14 protein-coding genes are annotated in these 15,402 nt (G+C 61.4%); 9 read left to right on the top strand and 5 right to left on the bottom strand.

Annotation, left to right across the window (positions count from 1 at the left end):
• Positions 1–15 precede the first annotated feature (15 nt).
• The 3 genes from ACZ5PP_RS16775 to drmD are packed head-to-tail and all read right to left on the bottom strand — an operon-like array spanning position 16 to position 6,026.
• Positions 16–1,338, bottom strand: a complete 1,323-nt coding sequence (locus tag ACZ5PP_RS16775) for an IS1182 family transposase (RefSeq protein ID WP_004301215.1) — start codon at positions 1,336–1,338, stop codon at positions 16–18.
• 42 nt (positions 1,339–1,380) lie between these two features.
• The gene (locus ACZ5PP_RS16770; RefSeq protein ID WP_464826329.1) at positions 1,381–2,880 is read right to left on the bottom strand and encodes a hypothetical protein; all 1,500 of its coding nucleotides are present in this window, start codon (positions 2,878–2,880) and stop codon (positions 1,381–1,383) included.
• Positions 2,877–6,026, bottom strand: a complete 3,150-nt coding sequence (drmD, locus tag ACZ5PP_RS16765; RefSeq protein WP_464826328.1) for a DISARM system SNF2-like helicase DrmD — start codon at positions 6,024–6,026, stop codon at positions 2,877–2,879. Before drmD ends, ACZ5PP_RS16770 begins: the two co-directional genes overlap by 4 nt.
• A 195-nt stretch (positions 6,027–6,221) precedes the next feature.
• Here drmD and ACZ5PP_RS16760 point away from each other — a divergent pair, with 195 nt between their 5' ends.
• Positions 6,222–7,253: a DNA cytosine methyltransferase gene (locus ACZ5PP_RS16760; protein ID WP_464827062.1), complete on the top strand. Its 1,032-nt coding sequence runs from the start codon at positions 6,222–6,224 to the stop codon at positions 7,251–7,253.
• Here the strand turns inward: ACZ5PP_RS16760 and ACZ5PP_RS16755 are convergent.
• Positions 7,210–7,620, bottom strand: a complete 411-nt coding sequence (locus tag ACZ5PP_RS16755; protein WP_464827061.1) for a very short patch repair endonuclease — start codon at positions 7,618–7,620, stop codon at positions 7,210–7,212. The genes ACZ5PP_RS16760 and ACZ5PP_RS16755 overlap by 44 nt on opposite strands.
• Positions 7,621–8,690: 1,070 nt before the next feature.
• On the opposite strand from ACZ5PP_RS16755, the gene ACZ5PP_RS16750 reads away from it, so the two are divergent.
• From ACZ5PP_RS16750 to ACZ5PP_RS16715, 8 genes are all read left to right on the top strand, one after another.
• Positions 8,691–8,825, top strand: a complete 135-nt coding sequence (locus tag ACZ5PP_RS16750) for a hypothetical protein (RefSeq protein ID WP_464826327.1) — start codon at positions 8,691–8,693, stop codon at positions 8,823–8,825.
• Between the two features lie 59 nt (positions 8,826–8,884).
• Positions 8,885–10,021, top strand: a complete 1,137-nt coding sequence (locus ACZ5PP_RS16745; RefSeq protein WP_464826326.1) for a hypothetical protein — start codon at positions 8,885–8,887, stop codon at positions 10,019–10,021.
• 60 nt (positions 10,022–10,081) lie between these two features.
• Complete coding sequence (locus ACZ5PP_RS16740; protein WP_464826325.1) at positions 10,082–11,623, top strand: type IV secretory system conjugative DNA transfer family protein; 1,542 nt, start codon at positions 10,082–10,084, stop codon at positions 11,621–11,623.
• Between the two features lie 26 nt (positions 11,624–11,649).
• Positions 11,650–12,450: a hypothetical protein gene (locus ACZ5PP_RS16735; RefSeq protein ID WP_464826324.1), complete on the top strand. Its 801-nt coding sequence runs from the start codon at positions 11,650–11,652 to the stop codon at positions 12,448–12,450.
• The gene (locus ACZ5PP_RS16730; RefSeq protein ID WP_464826323.1) at positions 12,437–13,021 is read left to right on the top strand and encodes a hypothetical protein; all 585 of its coding nucleotides are present in this window, start codon (positions 12,437–12,439) and stop codon (positions 13,019–13,021) included. Before ACZ5PP_RS16735 ends, ACZ5PP_RS16730 begins: the two co-directional genes overlap by 14 nt.
• A 3-nt stretch (positions 13,022–13,024) precedes the next feature.
• The gene (locus ACZ5PP_RS16725) at positions 13,025–13,720 is read left to right on the top strand and encodes a hypothetical protein (RefSeq protein ID WP_464826322.1); all 696 of its coding nucleotides are present in this window, start codon (positions 13,025–13,027) and stop codon (positions 13,718–13,720) included.
• A 77-nt stretch (positions 13,721–13,797) separates the two neighbouring features.
• Positions 13,798–14,439 (top strand): HAD domain-containing protein, encoded by a 642-nt coding sequence (locus ACZ5PP_RS16720; protein ID WP_464826321.1) that lies wholly within the window; start codon positions 13,798–13,800, stop codon positions 14,437–14,439.
• 71 nt (positions 14,440–14,510) lie between these two features.
• Positions 14,511–14,882 carry a hypothetical protein gene (locus ACZ5PP_RS16715; RefSeq protein WP_464826320.1) on the top strand — a complete coding sequence of 124 codons (372 nt, stop codon included), beginning with the start codon at positions 14,511–14,513 and terminating at the stop codon, positions 14,880–14,882.
• Positions 14,883–15,020: 138 nt separating this feature from the next.
• On the opposite strand, the gene ACZ5PP_RS16710 is transcribed toward ACZ5PP_RS16715, so the two are convergent.
• Positions 15,021–15,368 (bottom strand): hypothetical protein, encoded by a 348-nt coding sequence (locus ACZ5PP_RS16710; protein ID WP_464826319.1) that lies wholly within the window; start codon positions 15,366–15,368, stop codon positions 15,021–15,023.
• Positions 15,369–15,402 lie beyond the last annotated feature (34 nt).

Below are 15,402 nucleotides of genomic sequence, written 5' to 3'. Positions count from 1 at the left end.
TGCCCCCTTTTCCCGTCATGCCGTCCTCAATGTGCTCATCCTGCGCAGGTTCAGCGCCATACAGACGAGCTTCCACTCCGCTTTGACGCGCTCCAGGCCCCGCAGGCTGAACTGCCGGAATCCCAACACGTTCTTGATCCAGCCGTTGGGCGGTTCGGCGATCCATTTCCGTTTTCGGTAGGCGCTCTTGCCCGCCTCGCTCTCGAGCTTGTCGGCCATCTGCGCGGTGTGCGGATTGCGTTCGCGATCGAAGCCGAGTCGGCGCTTACCTTCCCGGCCCAGCGCCACCACCAGTTCGGTCCCGCACCCGTCGAGTTCCCGGAACGTTTGCTCCGAGCGGTAGCCGGTGTCGGCCAGCGCCTGGCGCGGTCGGTGTTCGACGTTGTCGCGCACGGCCTGCAGTACCCCCGCCAGTTGCCCGGCGTCGCTGGCGTTGTTGGTCAGCTCGGCCGCCACGATGATGTGGGCGGTCTCGTCGACCGCCGTCTGGGCGTTGTAGCTCGGATCGAAACCGCCGCCGGCGCGCTTCATGATGCGGCTGTCCGGATCGGTGAAGTTCTCCTGCGCCTTGTCCTCGGGCACTCCAAAGTCGCGCTTGTAGCGCCCGCCCTTCGGTTTGCCGTCACCGCCGCGCGGGCGACGCTCGTCATCGTCGCTGCGCCCGCGCGCCTGATCGGCCTCGCGCTGGCGCTGCTCGAGCCGCGCCCGGGCTTCAGCAATCGCCGTCAGCCGCGCCTCGCGCCGCGCGATCTCGGCCGGCACATCCCACTCGGGCTCGTTCCGCTCGGCGTCGTCGGCGGCCTTGGCCCGATTGAGCAGCGCCTCGATCTGCCGTTTCAACTCGGCCTCCGCCTTCACCATATGGCCGTAACTCATCGCCTTGTGGCGGCTGGCGTTTGCCTTGACCTTGGTGCCGTCGATGGCCACCGTCCCGAGCTTGACCAGCCCCATCTCGCGGGCCAGTCGCACCACCTGCACGAACAACTCGCTCAGCTCCTTCAAATGGACCGCGCGAAAGTCGCTCAGCGTGCGGTGGGCCGGGAAGTTGTCTGCCGCCAGGACCCGGAACGCCACATCCTCGTGCAGCTTGCGCGCGATCTTGCGCGAACTGAACACGCCCGTGGCGTACGCATACAGCAGCACCTTGACCATCATGGCCGGATGAAACGGCTGGTTGCGCGGTCCGCCACCGGCATACCGGGCGTGGAACGCGCTCAGATCCAACCCGTCGACCGCGTCGCTGATGAAGTACGCCAAGTGGCCTTCGGGTAGCCACTCCTGCAGCGCCTGGGGCAGCAGCATCTGCTGCTGCGGGCAATAGGGCAGATAGCTCGTCATCTCGACAGTCTACCGGCCCCGAAACGCCCGCGAGGACTTAACTCACCGACGCTTGGCTTCTGCCGCGCAGACTCCTAGGTCGTTGCGCACACGGCTGGCGGAACTTCCGGAGCGTTCCTGGAGCAATTCTGCGAGGCGTTCTGTGCCGTCGAGCCGGGCGGACTCCAGCTCGGCCAACTTGGCCCAGGGGGTCCTGGCATTCTTGGTACCGTCGAGCTCGAGCGTGACCTCGGCAGTTCGCTTGACGGTGCGTTCCAGCAGACCCTCGTAGACGTAACCAATCTGTTCGACGTCCAGCGCTCGGTAGGACAGCGTTCGGCCCTGGAACTGCTGGATGGCCTCAAGCAACAGCAAAACGGTGCGATTGTCGATCGGCAACGGTTTGGCCGTGTCGGTGCGCCAACTTGAGCCCTTGGGGCGGCCCTCAAGGAAGGGGAATCGGTCCGGGTCGAACAACGAGCCGCCCAGCGCGGGCAGACGCAGGTTTTCGTGTTCGATACCACCGAACACGGCGCGGAAGATGGCCAACAGCCTTGACCACGCATCCCAGCGGCGCTCGAGAATCTCCTCCGACTCCTTGCGCAGTTGCATGCGCAGCGTCGAGAGCGCGTAGTTGGCCTCGTAACGCTCGTCACCGAGCAACAGCAAGCCACGCTCTTCGGCCGAAAGCAGGAACACCAGCCTCATCATCACCGTCAGCGCGGCTTCGTAAAGCTCCGGCTCCTTCACGTCTTGCAGCAATTCGCGGTCGCGATCTTGGTCGGCCTTGTCGAGTGCCTGGATCAGCACTTCGACGGCACGACGCACCTGCTCACCGAGGGCGTCGGTGACCTCGTCCTGATACTTCAGGGAGCGGTCCAATAGCGCGGGCAACTGTTCGGATTCATCGACGAAGAAGCGCCGAATGCCCAACAGATGCACGAAAGCTTGCAGGGTGATGGGCTCCTGACTCCAGATGCGGGCGTACCAGCTGGCAAAGGTCGTAACGGCACCGATAGGTGCGTCGACCAGCGTCCAGCGCTCGCCGTTGGTCACCAGCCCAAGACGGCAGCCGGTGGAACGGCAAAGTTGAACCATGCGATCGGCCGGTGTAGCCGCCCATCCGTTCAACTTCAGCGTTGCATCGAGGTCGACGTCGTTGCCGTAAGTTTGGATGAGCATCAGCGGCTTGTTGGACCGTTGCTCGTCGACGACAGCGAGGTCCGGAGACAGCGTCACGCCATGCTCCGGCAGAGCTGCTTTCAGATTGGCTGCACACCAGTCGGCACGCTTCAGAACGTCGCCTTTGCGGTTCTCATCGAGCTCCAGCCCACGAGCCAGCACCTCGTCGATCCACTCAGCGTGCAATTCCGTAAATTGGGGGTCGTCCGTCTCAAGCGCCTCGCGCCATTCCTCATACGCCTGGCGCAGGCGTTTCCGCTTGGATCCATCGAGCTCCTCCAAACCTTGCGGGAAAACCTCCGTGAGGACGGGAACGGCGAGGAAGGGGCCGGAAATCTCGATGAGCGCCAGCCAGTCGTGATGCACGGTGTTGGTGCTCATGCTGCACCTCCTTTCGCAGCGGACTCAGGAACCAGAAAGATCACTGCGACCGGGAAGGTGCGGTCGTGAAGCTTGGCGTAGCGCGTCTCGGTGGCTTGAGCCTCCTGGAGTCGTTCTGCCGGTATCCGAGCGAGGCGCGCTTCCAATGCAGCGGTATCGCGTCTGAGTTGAGTGCGTTCATCCTCGGTGAAGAGCGTGAGCTGTTCGGGCTGTTGATCTTTATTGAGCTCGTTCCGGATCGCCTTCTCCAGTTCGTCGAGAACCGTGTCGATATCGTCGATTTCCTGCTTCTTGCGGGTCTGAAGCGTGTTCGCCAGGAACTTCAGTCTGTCCTTTGAGCGTGCGTCCACCGTTTGCAGGATGGCCTGCTGGGCTCGATCGAAGCGCACGCGGAGGGCATCGAACAAAGCGTCGTTCGCGGTAATCGGTTGTGCTTCGTCCAGCCACTGCTGGACACGCGTGACGCCCTCTTCGCGCCGGAACGACTGATCGCGCAGGTAGCCGCCCGCGACGGTCAGCTCTTCATGAAGGCGATGGTGGTTGCCGCCCGTGACGACCAGTCTTGAGATGACGACCACGGCCGGACCTTCGATGCTGCCGTCCGGCAATGTGCGTACGGTGACTCGATGGAGTTTCTTCACGTCGTCCTGCGCCCAGACCTCGGCACGCAACAGCCGCAGGCACATCTGCACCAATCGATGGTTCAGGTGGACCAGTACGGCATCATCTCGCCCCTTGGCCACAGCGTGGTCGAAGGTGACGGGGCGAATTTGTTGAGTATGTGGGTGACGCAATCCCTCCAGGCAGCGCGCCCACGAGCCCGAAAGAGATGGCATCCTGAATACGGTGCCCTGGGGTGTGTCTGGGAGCGTGAAGGGCTCCAACGGGGGACGGCCTGCCAGCGCGAGGCCGGTCTTCACCGCCATCTGGATGTGGTCTGGGGTGAGGTGGAAGTCCTGCCGAGTGGAGAGAAGCCTCTCGTGAAGTTTGGCGACGCGCTCCTTCAGTTCCCGTTCGGCGCGCACGAAGCGTCGGGAACTGGCGATCTTGGCTTCTGCAAGGCGAGTGTCCAGATCCTTCACCGAACCTTCGATGAGACCTGACATCTGCGGCGCAATGACCGGGTTGACGCTGCCCATGTCGGCGCGCATCGACTCGAGTTTGCGTAGGGCGCGCAAGATGTCCTCACCATGGCCACCAACGGAGGCGAGACCATCGCTGCCGCCGTCGACGGGGTGCCAGATCAGCACCTCTTTCTCGCGTTGTCCGTGACGATCGATACGACCGTTACGCTGCTCCATCACGTTCGGGTTGTAGGGGATCTCCAGATGGATGAGGCAGTTACAGTGGTTCTGCAGGTCGATACCTTCGGAGGCCGCATCGGTGGCGAGCAGGATGCGGACGGGGGAATCCTTGGGAGACGCCTGGAAGGCCGCTTTGATGGGTTCCCGTTCATCTTGCGTGAGGCCGCCATGCAGCAGGCCGAGGCGCTCGCCGCCAAAACCGTGGCTGACGAGGATCTCGTGCATCCACTGGTGTGTCGTGCGGTACTCGGTGAAGAGGATCACCCGGCGATCATTCCACTGACCGCCCGGCTTGAGGTTGGCCGAGAGCCAGTCGAGGATGGTCCTGGCCTTGGAGTCGGTCTGGTTCTTGGCGCGCTGCGCCCATTGCCGCAAGTCGGCCAGCATGCCTTGCTGTTCTTGCGTCAGCGGCTGGGATCGGCGCGACGCCTCCTCGACGGCCTCCGACTGCGCGTTCTCGACTTCCTGATCGTCAGCATAATCCTCATCCACTTTCAGGATAGCTTTGCGTAGGATCCGTTCGGCCAGGGCATCCTGCACTTTGGGCTTGATGGTGTTCGACAGCGTGGCGATGTGCTTCTCGAGGGTGGACGCAAACGCGGCGGGCGACGAAAACAGGCGCTTCTTGAGCAGTTGATTGACGAACGAGGTACCGAAGGTGCCTCCGAACCGCTCCGCGTCCTTCTCACGGCTGGCACAGTAGTCGTTCAGCGTTTGGTGGATCTCCCGCTCCTCGGCCGTATAAGGAACCGCCAGTGCCTGTAGCTTGCGCTGTGCGTAAAGCGGCTTGCCTTCAGCGTCGACGAGATCGCTCTTCAGGCGACGGATCATCACCTGACTCAGCCGCTTCTCGTCGGGGAGGATGTTGCGGGCGAAGCGCTGGTCGTCGAGCAATTCCAGCAGTGAGGTAAACGACTCCGTGAAACCGTTGTGCGGGGTGGCGGTCAGGAACAGGCGATGCTGGAAGTGCGGGCTGATCGCACGGACAAAGCGTGTGCGCTGACTCTCCAGCGCGTAATGCGCACCGGCGGCAGGGGCGATGTTGTGGGCTTCATCGACGACCAAGAGGTCGAACTTGCGCGGATGGCCTGCATGCGCCGGAAGAACGTCCCGCATGGCACGCAAACCCTCACCGCTCTTGACCCAGTCCATCGAGGCGATCAGCCGAGGGTGGGACGTCCACGGATTGGCGTGGATGCCACGCTCGCGACGCAGTTGCTTGATGTAGGCGGTGTCGACGATTCGGAATTCGAGACCGAACTTCTCCAGCATCTCGACACGCCATTTTTCCTGGAGTGAGGCCGGGCAGATGATCAGGACGGTGCGCGCACGGTGCCGCAGCAGCATCTCCTGAATGACCAGCCCGGCCTCAATGGTCTTGCCCAAGCCGACGTCGTCGGCGATGAGCAAGTTCACACGGGCCATGTCGATGGCGCGCACCAGGGGGTCGAGCTGGAAGTCCTCGATGCTGACACCACTCCGGAATGGCGCCTGGAGGAAGCCTCGGTCGGCGTTGGTGGCGGCGCCCCACCGTACGGCGTCGAGGAAGGCTTCGAGCGTATCTGAATCGTCCTGCCCGGTGATCGAAGGCAGACCCGCACGTTCGATGACCTGTGCGCCGGGCTCGATCTCCCAGATGACCTCCAACTCCTCACCCAGGCCATCTTCATCGATCGAGGAGAGCGTTACACAGTGCTCGACACGAACACCTCCGGAGAGCTTTGAAGCAGCGACTTCGGCTACGACCCACTGCCGCCGGCGGACTTCGACCAGCTGTCCAGGTTCTGGCGGGGTTCGAGTGAAGACTGCCTTCGATGCTGCAAATGTGTCCGTAGTCTGCATATTTTATGTCTTGGTTCTTAAGAGCTGCGTCACGTTCGAGCACGCGGTCGAAGCACGACACAGCACCAGCGGGGCTGTCGGGTTCGAGCTCGATTCTACCTTGATCGCAGTTGCATAAAGACACGATAGGCGAAGGTTCGCTGCCTCCTCGATCTTGACCGCAGTGGCAGGTAGAATGCGAACAAAGGGGTGACGATGATCGAGGCGGTGGATCTTTTCTGCGGGGCGGGTGGTTTGAGCGCTGGGCTCAAGAGAGCGGGCGTTCGGGTGCGCGCGGGCTACGATCTCGAGGAGGCCTGCAGGTACGCTTTCGAGTACAACATCGGCGCCTCTTTCGTCGCCGCCGACGTCGCTCGCGTAAGCGGTAGTCAGCTGAAACAGTGGTATTCGAACGGTTCAGTCAAGTTGCTGGCAGGCTGCGCCCCATGCCAGCCATTCTCGACATACAACCAGGGGCGTGACACCCGCGACGACCGCAAGTGGCCGTTGCTCTACCAGTTTGCTCGGCTGATCTCCGAGGTCCGCCCCGAACTCGTGACGATGGAAAACGTGCCAGATGTCACCCGACACGAGGTGTATGGCGACTTCGTCGAAGAGTTGAAGAGTTCGGGATACGCCATTTGGGCAAATCCGGTGGCTTGCATCGACTATGGTTTGCCGCAGCAACGACGCAGGCATGTCTTGCTGGCTTCACGTCTTGGCCCGATCGAGTTGATTCCCCCGACGCACCAAGGTAAGCCCGTTACCGTCGCTGAGGCGATTGCCGGGCTCCCGCGTATCGAGGCAGGCCAAGCTTGCCCCACCGACCCTCTTCATCGCTCCGCATCGCTGAACGAGACGAACCTGGCCCGGATCAAACACTCCAGACCAGGGGGAAGCTGGAAGGAATGGCCCGAACAACTCCGAGCGGCATGCCATCGCAAGTCGAGTGGGAACACATACCCCAGCGTGTATGGTCGGATGTCGTGGCACGAGCCCGCTCCCACCATGACCACACTATGCTATGGGTTCGGAAACGGCAGGTTCGGTCACCCCGAGCAGGACCGAGCGATTTCGCTGCGAGAGGCCGCCATCCTGCAGTCGTTCCCGAGCGACTACCGTTTCGCCCCGCCCGACGGCCGAATCGAATTCAAACCGATTGGACGGATGATCGGCAACGCTGTGCCGGTGAGGCTAGGCGAAGTTATCGGCGAGAGCTTGAAGCGTCACGTACGTCGGTACGGGTAACGCTGAATTCACTTTCCAGCCTGGCAGCCAAACGATCCAAGTCCCGTGTTTCGCAGCTCCAGACCACGAGAACGCGCCAACCCAACGCCTCCAGTTCTTTGGTCTTACGAGCGTCTCTCTCGGCATTGGCAGCAAACTTTGCCACCCAGAATGCCTTGTTCGTGTTTGGATCCGTGCTGAGTGGACACCCCGGGTGTCGGTGCCAATAACAGCCGTGGACGAATAGGATCGTTCGATGCCTGGGTAGAACGACATCGGGTGTGCCGGGCAGGTCTTTGCGATGCAGTCGAAAACGCAGTCCTAGATGATGTAGGAGTCGCCTGACTACCAGCTCTGGTCCGGTATCTTTTCTGCGGACCGACCGCATGATTTCACTGCGCGTTTTTGCCATGCCGTGCCCCTCGGGCTCCCTGCAATTGATCACGGCGCAGTCGAACGTCAGGCATAACACGTCTATGTAACGCCGATAGTCGAGATCGACGTGCGGCCACATTGAGGCGTTACATACGTTAATTCAAGGTGTTACTTTCCGGCACTACCGATCACAAGCACAAAGCGCTCCCCTAGCATTCGACCGGAGGTTGTTTACTTGTAACGGACGCGTCACTCTCTTGCAAGGGATGTAACGCCCCTATATGTAACGCCCCCCGCGTCCGAGGACAACCTGCGTTCCCTTGGCAGACCTGATCGCAAACGATAGGCGCCCACCCGTCCAAGCATAGCTATCCACCCAAAACGAGGTGAAAATCTGGGATAACAATACCGAGATGCCCCAGGATTAATAGGAGTACCGGAAACTACGGCGGCGCAACCAGGGTCGAGAAAGATCTCCGGAAACAATCAACAAAGGCGCCCACCTTCCTCTTCTGGAGGAAACGCTGTTAATGCAGCAAGCTGTGCAGTAACAGCACCGAAAGTCACCGAATTGCACCGTTCAGTGACTTCCTTGGTGTGTCTCCCATTGTAAACATTGGGCTATTGCAGCTAACTTAAACATGGCCCCGTAGTGTGTTTAAGTTAGTTGAACAAGCCACTGTTTTTTTAACGCTCTTTGGGCTATTGGCGAAAACCTTCCTGTTGCCGTCGGCGATTCTTTGGCGCCCTCATCGAACAACTGGCCACGATTTCGTATGAAACCGCGTAAAGGTCCTCTCACGGACAATCTGCCCTCTCGGGGACGGAACACAGTTCGGGAGGACAGTCAGTGCCGGCTATCGGAATCTGGGGATGTAACACTGCACGCCGTCGGCAAATTTGCACTGTTCGGTGCAGTAACAGCACCAGAAATCACCTCACGTGCACCGTTCGGTGACTTCCTGAGGGTGCTTTCCCTTGTGAACATTGAGTTATTGCAGCCAACTTAAACATGGTCCCGTAGGGAGTTTAAGTTAGTTGTTAAAAGCCGGAATCTGAACATTCTTTGAAGAAGCCCCTTCGATGACGATCAGTGATCTGGACGAAGCGCTGGTCAACGAGCGCGCCCAGTTCGGGCCGGTGATCGTGCTGGTGGCGAACGACTCGCCGGGAGTGCAATTGCCGCCAGTGCTGGCTGTCAAGCGACACGAACACTAAGTGGCACCTGTTGACAAACCATACTTGTCCCGGAACAATACTATAAACCAGAGCACTTCATGAGCACCGAACCCGCCCCAACTCCTGCCGACCTCTCAACCAACGTCACCGCATCAGCTGCCGGTTCGCTTGGAACGGCGATTGAGCAGATGACGAACCTACGCGAAAAGTCGTGGGCGCGGATGGGAAGACTGCTGCTCGACATCGAACAGACAGGATACTGGGAAGAACAAGGCTCCTCGTCATTCGGAGAGTATGTCGCCCTTCTGGCCGAGCGCCTCAACGTTGATCCGTCGGTTCTTTGGCGCAACCGCAAAGCGGTCGAGTTCTATGAGACAGAGCTCAGAGAGCTGATCCAGTCTTCAGAAGGAACGCTCCCCGCGCTGAATGAGAAGCCGCCGAAGATCGGACCGGAGGGGCTTTCCCTTCTCGAGCGTATCGGCCGGGTTGCGCCGAAAGAGGTGTATCTCGATCTCGCCACGCAGTCGATTTTCGGGAACCTCTCACGCAACAAACTTCGCGACGCGTGGTACGCGCTGAGTCCCGTGCTGAAGGGTAAGACCGCACGGGGACGTGGTACACCGACTCCCCGAATCGATCCCACCGACACCCGCATTGCAGGTCAACTGGATGAGTCTCTGATTCTCAAAGCGTTTGCCACGGAAGGGGCAGAGTGGATCGGAAAACCCGATCTGAAGGGATTGTCACTGGGCGGTGAGTTCCGAGATCTAAAGCTGCATGCCTACGAGATCTTCTTCGGCAACCAAGTGCCTCGCATCCAGTTAGAGGATCAAGGGACCCGCAACCCTAGTACCTACTACCGGGCAGATGCCATCGCCGCTGTGAGCGTTACCGGGGAAGATTTATCCCTCACACGTGCCTTTGTCGCGCTGCTGCTGCACGGCATCGAAGTGGCACGCTGTTCCGATCTCGCACAGGCAGACCTTTCGAGGCTACCGCAGATCGCAGCCAGCTTCGACTACTTCTGGCTTGCGATTCCGATGCCGGAGGATCGGGCAGAACTGAACGAGATAGTCCGCAGGCTCCCTGAGTCGATCGGGGTTCTCGGACTGATGGACTACAGGCTGCAGCGACTACGTCAGGCGCAGCGTAACCCGCCAACCGAACGGCGTCGGCGAGCAACGTGTGCGATCACGAAGGCATTACTGGCGAGCAGGCTGAAACAGATCGGCTGATTTTTTTGTATTTCTTTTTATTGTTCCGCGACAACAATACTTTTCAAGGAGGTGTTTTTTATGAACACGAATCTGCAACCCGGAGTCCAGGCACTCCTGGATCACGTCGCAAACGCGAAAAGCGATCCCCAACCGAACAGCGCAACCAGTCAGCTCCGCGCCAAATGGGCGGCAGCACGCAAGCAGCGGCCGGCACCCGGTGAGCCGATGACCCCCACCCCGCCGCGCGAGTGGGCCGGCGAGCCTGCTTTCCAGTTGCCCGGCGAGTGGCTCGGCATGCGCACGATCCCGCCGGCGATCATGGGTCGGCACTGGATGACGATGGGCGAAACGGGCTCGGGCAAGACGGTGAGCGCCGTTCAGCCGCTGACCCACTCGCTGCTGACCTACCAGCTCGCGAACGGCGACCGTGCGTCCTTGCTGGTCATCGACCCGAAAGACGAGCTGGCCGGTTGGATCCGCAAAAAGCTGGACGCCGCCGGCGAATCGGACCGTCTCGTGGTGGTCTCGCCGGAGCTGCGCGTCGTGTTCTTCGAGGGCTTGCAGCACCTCTCGATTACCGACCGCCTCGCACTGCTTGAAAGCATTGCACCCGACTACTACCGGGATCCGGACGGACACAACGCACACTGGATTGAGCTGGGCCGCTCGATGCTGCGCGAGCTCGTGCAGGCCGAAGCGCAGTTTCTGGATAAGCTGCCCGACGGGAGCCTGGTGGAAGAAGCTCGCGCAGCCCTGACCGACCTGGCCGGCGGCGCCATCGACAACGAGGCAGATCTCTCCTACTTCGGCCACGTGAAAACCATCCTGAACTATGCGCGCAGCAGCCACCGCGCGCTCAAGCAGGTTCAGGGCGTGTTCGCGAAGATCGCCCAGGAGGCGGGGCTGCCCGCCCGGATCGCGGATCCCTTCGGACGCTATGCCTCGGCCTCCGACCTGATCGAGCAGTTCAACTACGTGGTGATGACGCTCGATCCGCTGCTCGAGGCGCTGTGCAACCCGGACGTGCAACGCCTGGTCGAGCTCTCGCCCTTCGAGTTCGGCGGCGGTGAGGGCACGCTCTCGGTCCGCGAGCAGATCGAGAACGGCAAGGTGCTGCTGTTCTCGCCCGGCGCTATCGCGCACGAGAGCACCAACGTCGTCGGTCGCGTGCTCAAGACCAAGTTCTTCCAGGCCTCGTTCTGCCGCAAGAATAAGGAGCGCCCGGTCGGCTACGTGTGCGACGAGTTCCAGCGCTTCATCACCTCGGATCCGGAATCCGGCGAGCAGTCCTTCCTCGACCGCTGCCGTGCGCACCGCGTGATCTGCGTGCTGGCAACCCAGTCCGTGGCCTCGATCGAATACGCGATCGGCAACGACCGGCGCAGCAACAGCGCGATCAGCGTGATCCTCAACAACACCGCCGGAAAGATCTTCATGCGCAACACCGACCCCTCGACGATGGGGGCGATGCGCAACCTGCTGCCCGCCGCGCCGCTTGGCAGCCCGCACGTCACCGAGGTGCGGCCGGCCACCACGCTGAAACCGGGCGAAGCCTACTACCTGCTCGCCGACGGGAAGTGGGGCCGCAAACAGATCCAGCTTCAGCCCGGCTTGCAGTAACCAACAGGACAACAGGAGAAAACACCATGTACAACACCATGCACACGATGACCGCCGCCCCGGTGATGACCGGGCCGGACAGCAGCTCCGCGCTCGTGACGCGGATCCTTGAAACGCACACGGCGCGCATCCTGTATGCCGCACCGGTCGAACCCATCGCGATGCAGCGCTGCGTCGAGTTGATCGACGAGAGCTTCAGCTACTACCAGTACGACCAGGTCGAGATCGAGATCGAATCGAATGGCGGTCGTGTCGACTCCATGCACTCGATGCGTGCTCGCATTGACCGCTGGCGTCGTGACGGCCGCAAGATCCACACCCGCGCCCTTGTCACCTGCGCCAGCGCCGCAGCAAGCCTGCTCTCGATGGGTGAGATCGGCGGTCGCACGGTTTCTCCCACCACGACGCTGCTCTACCACTTCAGCCGGGTGCACACGAGCAGCGCCGCCATCACGTCGGAACGTGCGCGGGATCTGACCCGCCGGCTCGACCGCGAGGACGAGCGCATGCTCGAACAGCTCCTCGACCACGTCATGGGAACCGACGAAACGGCAGCCGCAGCCTGGCTGCAGCGCGCGCTGGCGCGGATCGAGTGGGCCAAGGACTTCATCCGCCACGACAACAGCCAAAGGGCCTTCGTGCAGAAGGATGCAGCCGAACGCCTGCGCAAGCTCGAACGCACCCTCAAGGCGATCCGCAGCGATAGCAGCATCCGCGCGCGCGTCCGCACGCATCTCGAAGCGATGTTCGCGCTCGACCAGGCCGCCGATCTGCTTGAAGCCTGGGCGCTGAACCTGATCGACCGGATCGAAGATGTCACGCCCTGAACGCCAGCTGACGACCCCCGATCCCATGGCACCGGTGGTTCTGTTCTTCGACACCGAGTACACCCAGCGTGACAGCACGCATTGCGCGCCGATCAGCTTGGCGCTCGTTGCCCGTGACACGGGCGACGAGTTGTACCTGGTGCTCGAGGAGGGCTGGACGCCACGGGAGTGCAGCGACTTCGTCCGCACCACCGTGCTGCCTCAACTGCATGCGCTGGATCCGCTCGTCTGCACGGCCGCCGGCGCGCTCACCGCGATCGAGACCTTCATCGCACGGCAGCGCTCGGATCCGTGGCAACCGGTGCAACTCGCCAGCGACTGGCCGACGGACTGGGACGTGCTCATGCAGTTGCCGCCGGACCCGCAGCGATGGGCGGCCGAGCACTGGATCCAGCCGGCGCTGATGCACCACCTGATCGACCGGCCCGATGCAATCCAGGCTTTCAACCGTGCCCGCGACCACTACCTGACGAACCTGCCGGCCGATGGCGCAACCGGCCACCACCACGCACTGATCGATGCCCGCGCGCTTTACCACGCCTGGCACACCACCTTTCACACTGGAGACTGAACCATGAACACCGAAAAACAGCCCTGCACGAACCTCGCGAGCCTCATCGCAACGCACCTTGACCTTATCGGCCCCTGCACCCGCTTGCTGGCCCTGCACAGCCTGCCGATCGGCTGGTACGTCACCGTCAACAAGGTGCTGGCCGACCACAGGCGGCTTCTGAACTGCGACGGCAACAGCCCGAAACTCCATGTCGCGATCATCAACGCCGACACGGGGGAACTGCAGCTCGGACTCCGGCCGCATTGGAACGACAGCCTGCCGCCTGAAACGCCGCTGGCGACCAACGTCCGCAGCCGCCAGGACCTGGAGCCGGACGAAGCGGAACAGATCGAGCGCCTGTTCGCCACCGCACCCGAGACGCTGACGCGGATCCACCTCAGGTACGCCGCGTCTGCACTGGTTCACAAGGCCAGGGAGGCCGTGAGGCACATCTGCGAGGAGTGCGGCGCGCCGGGCGAGCGGCAGAAGGATCTTCGTAAGCCGCGCGTGCTGTGTCCTCATCACTACGTCATCGCCCTCGCTGCGCAGAGGGAGACGCGTGAAGGAGGAAACGCTGCGAACTGGGGTAGCCGCGAGAGCTATCCCGATGATGATGACCACCTGGGTGGACTCTTCCATCATCGCCTGCCCGAGCAGGTCGAACACCCGGAAGCCGACACGCAACCGCAGGAAGGCGAGCAGGGGAAGAGCGAGTAGCAATCGAAAACAGTGAAAAAGGCCCTGTTGACGTTCTTTTATTGTTCCGGCACAATTGCATCACTGGAGACCAACTCATGAAAGCGAGCACTGTTTACACCAAACCGGTTTACATCTTCCTGGACTTCGACGGCGTTCTGCACGCGGACCGTTCCACGGTACTTGCCTGGCCGTACAACCCGGCCAAGCCCAAAGACATGGGCCAATACAGGCACGCGTTCCACCAAGCCGATTTGCTGGAATTCACGCTGAAGCGCCACGTCCCGAATGCGAGGATCATCGTCAGCAGCACGTGGCGCACTGTGGCCGAGTCGGTGGAGGACCTGCGTTGTGAACTGCTCGGCGGCGGCTGCAATGCAGGGCTGGTGAACCGCATGGTCGGAATGACGCCGGTGTTCAAAGAAGATGACGAGCACGTGGATCCGACTGTCGGTCTGCGGCTGCAGGAAATCCTGGCCTACATCAACACGCACAACCTGAACGACGTGCCGTGTCTCATCCTGGACGACATCTACGCTTGGTTCACTGGCAAGGAGGGTCTCTTTTTCCCGCTCCAGTTGATCGATGGTGAGACCGGACTTAGCTTCAAGGACGCTTCTGACATTGCGGGGTGGTTCACCGAGCTCAGCGACGAGCTCAAGCCGAAGAACTGGTTCTGGCAGATGAATAACAACACGACGCCGAAGGATGAACCGGAACCTGAGCCCGTTGCAGCATAACCGTAAGCCACACAACCTTTACGGGGCCTGTCTGCACAGGCCTCACCCATTACCTGGAGCACACCACGAGCATGAAACTCACGACCATCCTTCTCAGCCTCACCATCGCCTTGTCGACAACCGCGCTGCACGCTGCACCAACTGCCAAACAGATCCTCGAGCTTCAAGGAGCCGGCGACACGAGCTGCAGCGATGAGGAGCGCGGCACCGTTTCCGAACTGAAGCTCTTGAGTGCGGCGGAAGCAAAAAAGATCACCGGTGGCCAGATGCAAACCACCCCGAAGTCGAAATACTTGATGGTTATCGGCACGCTCAGCCCCGCAGCTGCCGCAAACTTCGGCGAGCCAACCTCCTGGTACATGCAGGAAGTCGATGCAAACGCGAAACTCGAAGAGTTCAAGCCGCTGATCGGGACGGCGAGTTGTCACATGATGGGTGATTGAAAATCGTTGGTATAGAAGCAACGATCCGTCGGTTCAGCGTCAAGGGCCCGCGCAGCTGGGCCCCGCAGGCGCGAACCCTTGACACCGCGCTGCACAAAATGTCCCCGTGGGGACAAATCGCCGTTGCGAAGGGTAGCATCAGCGAAACTGAAGTTTGGCCACGCCGCTCACGCAAATCGAGCGGGAGTGTTCGGCGAAGCACAGCCCCATCACACCTACCTTTTCAACAACTGGTGCGATAAGCGTTTGAAGGTGCCGTTCCATAACGGCTTCGGGGAGTGACTGGGTGTCGGCGGCCGCACCGGGGGCGCTTTCTCTGGACCGAGGGCCAGCCAGCGCGGTATCGCGCTCACCCGGGCGCAGTTCGACTGCTCTGATGGTCAAGCTGTCGGGCAGCTCGGCGACGGCGATGTTCCCGGTAGCCCCCAGCATCGCTTGCGGTAGCGGAACTAGCAGGAATAGCAGTAGCAAGGACCAGCGAGTCATTTGCAACGTGCTGTAAGCGATGGAAGAGTAGATT

The sequence above is a fragment of the Thauera sp. DNT-1 genome, from assembly GCF_055393985.1.
The sequence above is the reverse complement of the archived record's forward strand: the minus strand, read 5'-3'. Positions and strand labels throughout refer to the sequence as shown.

Excerpts from the sequence above, each read along its gene's own strand:
- ACZ5PP_RS16710 (WP_464826319.1), bottom strand. The coding sequence starts at position 15,368 with ATGACTCGCTGGTCCTTGCTACTGCTATTCCTGCTAGTTCCGCTACCG.
- ACZ5PP_RS16715 (WP_464826320.1), top strand. The coding sequence starts at position 14,511 with ATGAAACTCACGACCATCCTTCTCAGCCTCACCATCGCCTTGTCGACA.
- ACZ5PP_RS16760 (WP_464827062.1), top strand. The coding sequence starts at position 6,222 with ATGATCGAGGCGGTGGATCTTTTCTGCGGGGCGGGTGGTTTGAGCGCT.
- ACZ5PP_RS16730 (WP_464826323.1), top strand. The coding sequence starts at position 12,437 with ATGTCACGCCCTGAACGCCAGCTGACGACCCCCGATCCCATGGCACCG.
- ACZ5PP_RS16745 (WP_464826326.1), top strand. The coding sequence starts at position 8,885 with ATGAGCACCGAACCCGCCCCAACTCCTGCCGACCTCTCAACCAACGTC.
- ACZ5PP_RS16720 (WP_464826321.1), top strand. The coding sequence starts at position 13,798 with ATGAAAGCGAGCACTGTTTACACCAAACCGGTTTACATCTTCCTGGAC.
- ACZ5PP_RS16725 (WP_464826322.1), top strand. The coding sequence starts at position 13,025 with ATGAACACCGAAAAACAGCCCTGCACGAACCTCGCGAGCCTCATCGCA.
- ACZ5PP_RS16755 (WP_464827061.1), bottom strand. The coding sequence starts at position 7,620 with ATGCGGTCGGTCCGCAGAAAAGATACCGGACCAGAGCTGGTAGTCAGG.
- ACZ5PP_RS16770 (WP_464826329.1), bottom strand. The coding sequence starts at position 2,880 with ATGAGCACCAACACCGTGCATCACGACTGGCTGGCGCTCATCGAGATT.
- ACZ5PP_RS16775 (WP_004301215.1), bottom strand. The coding sequence starts at position 1,338 with ATGACGAGCTATCTGCCCTATTGCCCGCAGCAGCAGATGCTGCTGCCC.
- ACZ5PP_RS16750 (WP_464826327.1), top strand. The coding sequence starts at position 8,691 with ATGACGATCAGTGATCTGGACGAAGCGCTGGTCAACGAGCGCGCCCAG.
- drmD (WP_464826328.1), bottom strand. The coding sequence starts at position 6,026 with ATGCAGACTACGGACACATTTGCAGCATCGAAGGCAGTCTTCACTCGA.
- ACZ5PP_RS16735 (WP_464826324.1), top strand. The coding sequence starts at position 11,650 with ATGTACAACACCATGCACACGATGACCGCCGCCCCGGTGATGACCGGG.
- ACZ5PP_RS16740 (WP_464826325.1), top strand. The coding sequence starts at position 10,082 with ATGAACACGAATCTGCAACCCGGAGTCCAGGCACTCCTGGATCACGTC.